Source organism: Aurantimonas sp. 22II-16-19i (assembly GCF_002088275.1).
In the GTDB taxonomy this organism is placed as follows: Bacteria; Pseudomonadota; Alphaproteobacteria; order Rhizobiales; family Rhizobiaceae; genus Jiella.
This window is the reverse complement of record NZ_AQQS01000039.1, coordinates 49,055-56,283: the sequence shown is the minus strand read 5'-3', so window position 1 is coordinate 56,283 and position 7,229 is coordinate 49,055. Positions and strand designations below refer to the sequence as shown.

The 7,229-nt window shown below is 71.5% G+C and carries 6 protein-coding genes; 3 read left to right on the top strand and 3 right to left on the bottom strand.

The window, feature by feature from the left end:
* Window positions 1-280: 280 nt before the first annotated feature.
* A complete protein-coding gene (locus ATO4_RS22875) occupies window positions 281-1,498 on the bottom strand; it encodes an amidase (protein WP_083594086.1) in 1,218 nt (405 codons plus the stop codon).
* A 114-nt stretch (window positions 1,499-1,612) separates the two neighbouring features.
* Window positions 1,613-2,782 (bottom strand): M20 aminoacylase family protein, encoded by a 1,170-nt coding sequence (locus ATO4_RS22870; RefSeq protein WP_083594085.1) that lies wholly within the window; start codon window positions 2,780-2,782, stop codon window positions 1,613-1,615.
* A 328-nt stretch (window positions 2,783-3,110) separates the two neighbouring features.
* Here ATO4_RS22870 and ATO4_RS22865 point away from each other — a divergent pair, with 328 nt between their 5' ends.
* Both ATO4_RS22865 and ATO4_RS22860 read left to right on the top strand, forming a co-directional pair.
* Complete coding sequence (locus ATO4_RS22865) at window positions 3,111-4,838, top strand: D-alanyl-D-alanine carboxypeptidase family protein (protein WP_245308899.1); 1,728 nt, start codon at window positions 3,111-3,113, stop codon at window positions 4,836-4,838.
* Window positions 4,839-4,842: 4 nt separating this feature from the next.
* The gene (locus ATO4_RS22860) at window positions 4,843-6,075 is read left to right on the top strand and encodes a GTP-binding protein (protein ID WP_083594084.1); all 1,233 of its coding nucleotides are present in this window, start codon (window positions 4,843-4,845) and stop codon (window positions 6,073-6,075) included.
* Window positions 6,076-6,114: 39 nt separating this feature from the next.
* Here the strand turns inward: ATO4_RS22860 and ATO4_RS22855 are convergent, their stop codons facing one another.
* Window positions 6,115-6,339, bottom strand: a complete 225-nt coding sequence (locus tag ATO4_RS22855; RefSeq protein ID WP_083594083.1) for a sulfurtransferase TusA family protein — start codon at window positions 6,337-6,339, stop codon at window positions 6,115-6,117.
* Between the two features lie 117 nt (window positions 6,340-6,456).
* On the opposite strand from ATO4_RS22855, the gene ATO4_RS22850 reads away from it, so the two are divergent.
* Window positions 6,457-7,011 carry a DUF924 family protein gene (locus ATO4_RS22850; RefSeq protein ID WP_083594082.1) on the top strand — a complete coding sequence of 185 codons (555 nt, stop codon included), beginning with the start codon at window positions 6,457-6,459 and terminating at the stop codon, window positions 7,009-7,011.
* Window positions 7,012-7,229 lie beyond the last annotated feature (218 nt).

The following is a 7,229-nucleotide window of genomic DNA, read 5'->3' as shown; positions in this document are numbered from 1 at the left end:
CGCGGTGCGCCGGAGGCGAGCCGGAATACGAGAAACTACCTCGGAGGGCTTGCCTCCGGCGCATCGCCGCCCGACTGCCGAAGGCACGAGGGGCGGCGACGACAGCCTGCCGAGGCGCCGACGAAGCGCCGGCATGGGCCAACACCCCGCCCCTCGGCGCACGACGCGACGCGCCGGCGCGGAACGACGATCCTCGCTCCGGCCGCCATGCGGCGCGGGGACGATGGCGCATGAGCCGAGGGGGCCGCAGGGATGCGTGACGCGATCGCCGCGCCGCGCCTCAGCCCGCCGGCATACCCGGCGCCATCGCCATCGCCAGCCGCACCAGCGAGACGTCGCTGCCGCGCGGGCCGATCAGCGAGACGCCATAGGGGGCGCCGTCGACGCGGCCGGCCGGCAGCGTCACTTGCGGCAGGCCGGCGAGGCCGGCGACGCAGAGGAGCGTCATCGCCTCGTGGCGGAAGGCGCCGAGGATGTCCGGGCCGGCGTCGCGGGAAAACGGCGCGTCGTGGACGCAAGGGGCGAGCAGCACGCCGTCGGTCCCGAGCAGCGCGTCGATGCCATCGCGGAAGGCGTCGCGGACGTCCATCGCGTCGGCAATGGCGGCATCGCTGAGGCCGCGGGCGAAGGAGACGCGTTCGGCAAGGCCGGCAACCAGCGGCGCGCCGCTCGCATCGAGGAACGGCACGACCGCCCGCAGCGCCTCGGCCGACTGGATGATGCGGAAGGCGTCATAGGCGAGGCCCGCACCGCCATCCGGATAAACGGCGACTTCGGCGACCGCGTCCCCGGCAGCACCGGCATCCCCTGCCCCGCCCGGCCCGGCAAAGGCCGCGTCATAGACCGCGCGCTGCGCGTCCCCCAGCCGCGCCACCATGTCGGCGGGGCGCATGAGCCGCGGACGGGCCGGCAGCGGCGCCGGATCCTCGCCGGCGACGACGGCGAGCGCCCTCGCCAAGGTCTCGCCGTCCCGCGTCAGCAGCCCGAAGGTGTCGAAGCTTGCGGCGAGTTCCATGCAGCCGGCGAGCGAAATCCGGCCATGGGTCGGGCGAATGCCCCAGAGGCCGCAGAAGCTCGCAGGCGCACGGACCGAGCCGCCGGTATCGGTGCCGACGCCGATGTCGACGAGGCCCGCCGCCACCGCCGCCGCCGATCCCGACGAGGACCCGCCGGTGATGCGGTCCGGCGCCGCGGCGTTGATCGGCGCGCCGAAATGCGGGTTGAGGCCGTAGAGCGACCAGGCGAGCTCGTCGGTGTGGGTCTTGCCGGCGAAGCTTGCCCCGGCATCGAGCAGCGCCCGGATCGCCGGCGCGGTGGTCGCGGCGACGGGGCTCGCCGCGAGCTTCAGGGGCGAGCCGCAGCCGGTGCGGTATCCGGCGACGTCGAAGAGGTCCTTGACGCCGACGCTGAGGCCTTCGAGCGGCCCGGACGCCGCACTCGCCACCGGCACAGGCTGATAGGGCAGGAAGGCGCGGACGGTGTCTTCGGCAATCGGCATGATGGTGGTCTCTCGGCTCGTTCGGATCGCCCCGGCGGGACCACCGGGCGGATGGGACGGGATGGCTGCGGCCGGCCTCGGCCGGACGCGGGAGGACACGGGCCGGCCGGCGGGTCAGCGCAGCGGCAGCGCCCGTTCGACCAGCCGCACCCAGAAGCTCGATCCGTAGACCAGCGCCTCGTCGCAAAAGTCGTAGGTCGCGGTGTGGAGCCCCGAGCTGTCGCCGTTGCCGACGAAGACATAGGCGCCGGGCTTGGCCTCGAGCATGTAGGAGAAGTCCTCGCCGGCCAAAAGCGGCGGCGCGTTGGCATCGACATTGGCCGGCCCGACGATGTCCATCGCCACCTCGGCGCAGAAGTCGCTCTCGGCCCCGTCATTGACGGTGACCGGATAGTTGCGGTCCCAGTCGATGGCGGCGGTCAGGCCGTGGGCGGCCGCGATGCCGGCGGCGATCTCGCGGATGCGGTGCTCGGCGAGGTCGCGCATGCCCGTGTCGAGGGCGCGCACCGTGCCGGAGACCTCGGCCGTCTCGGGGATGACGTTGTGGGCATAGCCGCCGTGGAACTGCGTCACCGAGACGACCAGCGACTTGAGCGGATCGGTGTTGCGCGAGACGATCGCCTGAAGCGCCTGGACGAGGGCCGCGCCGGCGAGGATCGGGTCGGCGGAACGGTGCGGCATGGCGGCGTGGCTGCCGCGCCCCTTCAGGGTGATCACGAATTCGTCGGTCGAGGCCATGATCGCCCCGTGGCGCATGCCGAACTTGCCGACCGGCAGGCCCGGCAGGTTGTGCATGCCGTAGACATGGGTCACCGGGAAGCGCTCGAAGAGGCCGTCCTCGATCATCGCCTTGCCGCCGGCGCCCCCCTCTTCGGCCGGCTGGAAGATCAGCGCCACGGTTCCGGAAAAGCCTCTGGTCTCGGCGAGCCCCTTGGCAGCGCCGAGCAGCATCGCCATGTGGCCGTCATGGCCGCAGGCATGCATCGCGCCCGGCCGCCGCGAGGCGTGCTCCAGCCCGGTCTCCTCGACGATCGGCAGGGCGTCCATGTCGGCGCGAAGGCCGATCATCGGCCCGCCGGCGCCGTCCCGGCCGTGGATCAGGCCGACGACGCCGGTGCGCCCGATACCGGTGACGACCGCGTCACAGCCGAATTCGGTGAGCCGGGCGGATACGAAGGCGGCGGTGTCGGTGACGTCGTAGAGGAGTTCCGGCTCGGCATGCAGCGCCCGGCGCCAGGCTTCGATCTCTGGCCTTAGAGCGGCGATTCGGTTACTGACGGGCATGGTCCGTTTCCGTTCGAGGCATGGTCCGGCGCTGGGGCCGGAAATGAAGTGGCGTCGCGGGGCCGGCCTGTCCGGCCATCGCCGCCGCGCCGGCCCTGCGGGAAGCGCGGACCGGCTTGTGCAATGCGACATGGCGGGGCCGGCCTGTCAACGGGCCGCACCAGCGGGCGTTGCCATCGACAGGGGGCCCCCCCACAGGAAGGCCCCCGACAGGACGGCCACCGACATTAAGGCCCTCGACTGCATGGCCGCCGACCGGGCGGCTGTCGAGAGGCCAGCCGGCGACAGGCCAGCCGGCGACAAAGATGAGTTCCGGGAGAAACGCGTGGTGCAAATCCCCCTTTTCGAGCGTCTGTGCCGCGGCGCGGTCGTCGCTCTGGCGATCGCCGGCCTTGCGGCACCGCTGCCGGCCGCCGCCCAGGCGGCGGCGGATGGCGTCGTGGTGCCGACCCCGAAGCCGAGCCCCGGTGCGGCCCCGGCAGCCGGCGAGACCGCCTCGAAGGCCCCGGCCGATCCGGCCCGTCCGGCCGCCGCCGCAGCCCCGGCCCCGGCCCCGGCCTCCGCCCCGGCCCCGGCAGAGAGCGCAGCGACCCCCGCCGCCGAGCCGGAGCCGCCGGCAGAGACGCCGCCGCCCTATACGATGTCGAGCATCGTCGTCGACGTCGCCACCGGCAAGGTGCTGTCGGAGCAGGACGCGACCGAACGCCGCTTCCCGGCGTCGACCACCAAGCTGATGACCGCCTATCTGGCGCTGAAGGCGCTGCGCGAAGGCCGGCGCTCGCTCGATTCGCCGGTCATCGTCACTCGCCTCGCCGCCGCCCAGGCGCCGGCGAAGATGGGCTATCCCGCCGGCTCCGTCATCCGTCTCGACAATGCGCTGAAGATGATGCTGGTGAAGTCGGCCAACGACATCGCCATGGCGGTCGGGGAGAGCCTGGCCCATGAATCCGAGGAGGACTTCGTGACGCTGATGAATGCCGAGGCGGCCCGGCTCGGCATGCGCGACACGCACTTCGTCAACCCCAACGGCCTGCCCGGCGAGGGGCAGTATTCCACCGCGCGGGACCTCGCGCTCCTCGCTTTGGCGATCCGTCGGGAGTTTCCGGCCTTCTCCGGCTATTTCGACATCGAGGCCATCACCAACGGCAAGGCCATCATGAAGAACGGCAACAAGCTGCTCGGCCGCTTCGAGGGCGCCGACGGCATGAAGACCGGCTATATCTGCGCCTCGGGCTTCAATCTGGTCTCGGCGGCCACCCGGAACGGCCGCACCATCGTCGCCGTCGTCCTCGGCGCCAATGGCACGATCGAGCGCGAGCGCCTGTCGGCGGCGATCCTGCAGGCGGGCTTCGAGACCGACCCGGCGACGAAGAGCGAGCGGGTCGAAGACCTGCCGCCGACGCCGGGCGAGGTGGTCGACATCTCCGACTACATCTGCGGCCAGGCCGGCCGCACCGCCCGCGCCAACGAGCGGGTCGAGGAGAACGACCGGGAGGCGATGTTCGGCTCGCCCTATCTGACGGAACTGAAGCGTCCGCCGGTGACGGTGAAGGTCGGGCTCGGCGGCGCGGCCGGCAACGAACTCGTCGAGGCCGGCGTCTCGATCATCGCCAATTACGGCATCCCGATCCCGACGCCCCGGCCGGAACCGCCCGCCCCTGATGTCGCCGACGCTGCGGAAGACGGTGCCGACACCGTGCCGGCCGAGACGATGGCCGGCGCTCCGGCTGCGGAGGCCGCCCCCACCTCTGCCCCCGCCTCTGCAGCCGAGCCGGCCGCACCGGCGGCCGAACAACCGCGGGACAAGCCCTCCGCGGCCAATGCCTATACGGGTGGGGCTGTCACCGGCGGCGCCGCGGCTGCCGTGACCTCACCGGGTGGGACCACGGGCGGCAAAACCCATACCGAGGGCGGCGCCCGCCTCGAATTTCCGCTCGGCGTGCGCAGCCCGATGGCCAAGCGGGGCCCGCGCCTCGATAGCCGGATGGACCCCAACATGCGGCCGGCCGGCTTCGGCCGCCAGCGCCCAGCAGCGCCGACGAACAGCGTGAACTGACGGCATGGCGCAGACCGATGAACACAGCACCCGGCAGCCGCCGATCCGGCTGACGCTCCTGACCGGCTTCCTCGGCGCCGGCAAGACCAGCCTCCTCAACCGGCTGATCGGCGATCCGGCGCTGGCGAACGCCGCCGTCGTGGTCAACGAGTTCGGCGAGGCGGCGATCGACCCGCTGCTGATCGAGGCCGTCTCGAGCGACGGCGTCATCTCGCTGTCCAATGGCTGCCTCTGCTGCACCGTGCGCGGCGAACTGGTCGACACCCTCGTGGACCTCGCCCTCGGCACCGGCGACACCGCCGACATCGGGTCCCCCGACCGCGCCGCCCCAGGGCGTGTCGTGGTGGAGACGACCGGTCTTGCCGATCCGGGCCCGATCCTGGCCGCGATCATGTCCCACCCGGTGCTGGCCGACCGCTACGTGCTCGACGGCGTCGTGACGGTGGTCGACGGAGCGCATGGCCGCACGACGCTGGCCGAGCATGTCGACAGCCGCCGGCAGGTGGCGGTCGCCGACCGGATCGTCGTCAGCAAGGCCGATCTGGCATCGCCGGACGTCGTCGCTGCGACCCGCCGGGCCGTGCGCCGACTCAATCCGCAGGCCCCGATCATCGATGCCGCCACGATCACGAGCGCCGAGGGAATCCTGGTCGGCTGCGGCCTTGCCGATGCTTTGTCGCGCGGCGAAGGGGTCGGCGTCTGGCTCGGCGAGACGCAGGGCGATGACCAGGCAGGCGCGGGACGCCCGGTCGGCGCAGGCGACGCGGACGACGGTGCCGCCTGCCATCACCCGCACGACCACGGACACGATCGGCATCACGGCCATGACCATGACCATGACCATGGGCACCGCCATGACGGCATCCGCTCGTTCTCGCTCGAAACCGACCGGCCGGTGCCCTTCGATGCGCTCGCGAGCTTCCTGCAGATCCTGACCGAGACGGCCGGCAAGGCGATCCTCCGGATGAAAGGGGTGGTGCTGATCGCCGAGAACCCGCTGCGGCCGCTGGTGCTGCACGGGGTCCAGGGCTTCCTGCATCCGCCGGCCCAGCTCGCCGCCTGGCCGGGCTCGACGAAGCCTGGAACCCGCATCGTCCTCATCGGACAGGGGCTCGACGAGCGCTATGCGCGCGACCTGTTCTCGGCCTTCACCGGCGGCGTCGCGGCCGATACCGCCGATCGCGCGGCGATCGAGGCCAATCCGCTGGCCGTCCCCGGCATGCGCTTCGGCGGCTGACGACGACGGGATGGAAGCAGGCCGGGCGGATACCCGTCGTCAGGCGCCGCCGGCGACGATGACGAAGCGACCGCCCTCGCCGTCCTGACGCTGCTCGACGAGATCGTGGCCCTCGGTCCGGCACAGATGGGCGATGTCGATCGCCGCCAGCGGATCGTCGGCCAGAACGGTCAGCGTCTCGCCCGTCGCCATCTCCGCCAGCTGCCGGGCGGTACGCAGCGCCGGCAAGGGACAGCGCAGGCCGCGCAGATCGAGCTCGGTCATTTTTCCTCGGCGCCTTCAACTGCTGGCCACTGTGATGCCGCAAGCCCCGTGCCTATGTTCTGGCCGTAAGTTCTGCAAGCGCCACGAACTGCCGCACCCTTCCAACGAGCCGCCGCCATGTCTCATTCCTACCGCCCCGATCCCCAGACCATCGTCGACTTCTGGCGCGAGGCGGGCCCGGGCAAATGGTTCGAGAAGGACGACGCCTTCGACGAGACCATCCGCCAGCGCTTCGGCGATCTGCACGAGATGGCCGCCCGCGGCGAGCTGGACGACTGGGCCGAGGACGCGAACGGCGCCCTGGCGCTGATCATCCTGCTCGACCAGTTCCCGCGCAACATGTTCCGCGGCACGCCCCTGGCCTTCGCCACCGACGACAAGGCGATCGCGATCGCCCGGCTGGCGCTGGCGCGCGGCGATCACGAGACCGTGGCCGAGGACGTGAACCAGTTCCTGGCCATGCCGCTGATGCATTCGGAAGAACACGCCGACCAGGAGGAATGCGTCGACTGGATGCGCCGTCTGGGCGACGCGACCAACGTCTCCTTCGCCGAGGAGCATCGCGACATCATCGCGCGCTTCGGCCGCTTCCCCCACCGCAATCCGGTCCTCGGCCGTGAAACCTCCCAGGAGGAACAGGCGTATCTGGATGCGGATGGATTTGCCGGCTGAACGGTCGTTTGTGCCGGCCGGCCCTTGGAACGCGACTGGCGCGTGATCTGCCGGCCGCCTCGGCCGTTGCCGGCCGGCGGTGGAAAGTGCCGAATGTGTTTGTGGGGATGCGACGAAATGTTAAAGCCTTCGTCGGACAATCGTCTGAGGATGCCCTGTCGAGACTTCCGATGACCTCGGCAGCGACCGATCGCTTCGCAGGCTGCGGGACGAGGCGG

Coding starts and splice junctions, on each gene's coding strand:
- ATO4_RS22855 (WP_083594083.1), bottom strand. CDS start 6,339: ATGACCGAGCTCGATCTGCGCGGCCTGCGCTGTCCCTTGCCGGCGCTG.
- ATO4_RS22875 (WP_083594086.1), bottom strand. CDS start 1,498: ATGCCGATTGCCGAAGACACCGTCCGCGCCTTCCTGCCCTATCAGCCT.
- ATO4_RS22860 (WP_083594084.1), top strand. CDS start 4,843: ATGGCGCAGACCGATGAACACAGCACCCGGCAGCCGCCGATCCGGCTG.
- ATO4_RS22850 (WP_083594082.1), top strand. CDS start 6,457: ATGTCTCATTCCTACCGCCCCGATCCCCAGACCATCGTCGACTTCTGG.
- ATO4_RS22870 (WP_083594085.1), bottom strand. CDS start 2,782: ATGCCCGTCAGTAACCGAATCGCCGCTCTAAGGCCAGAGATCGAAGCC.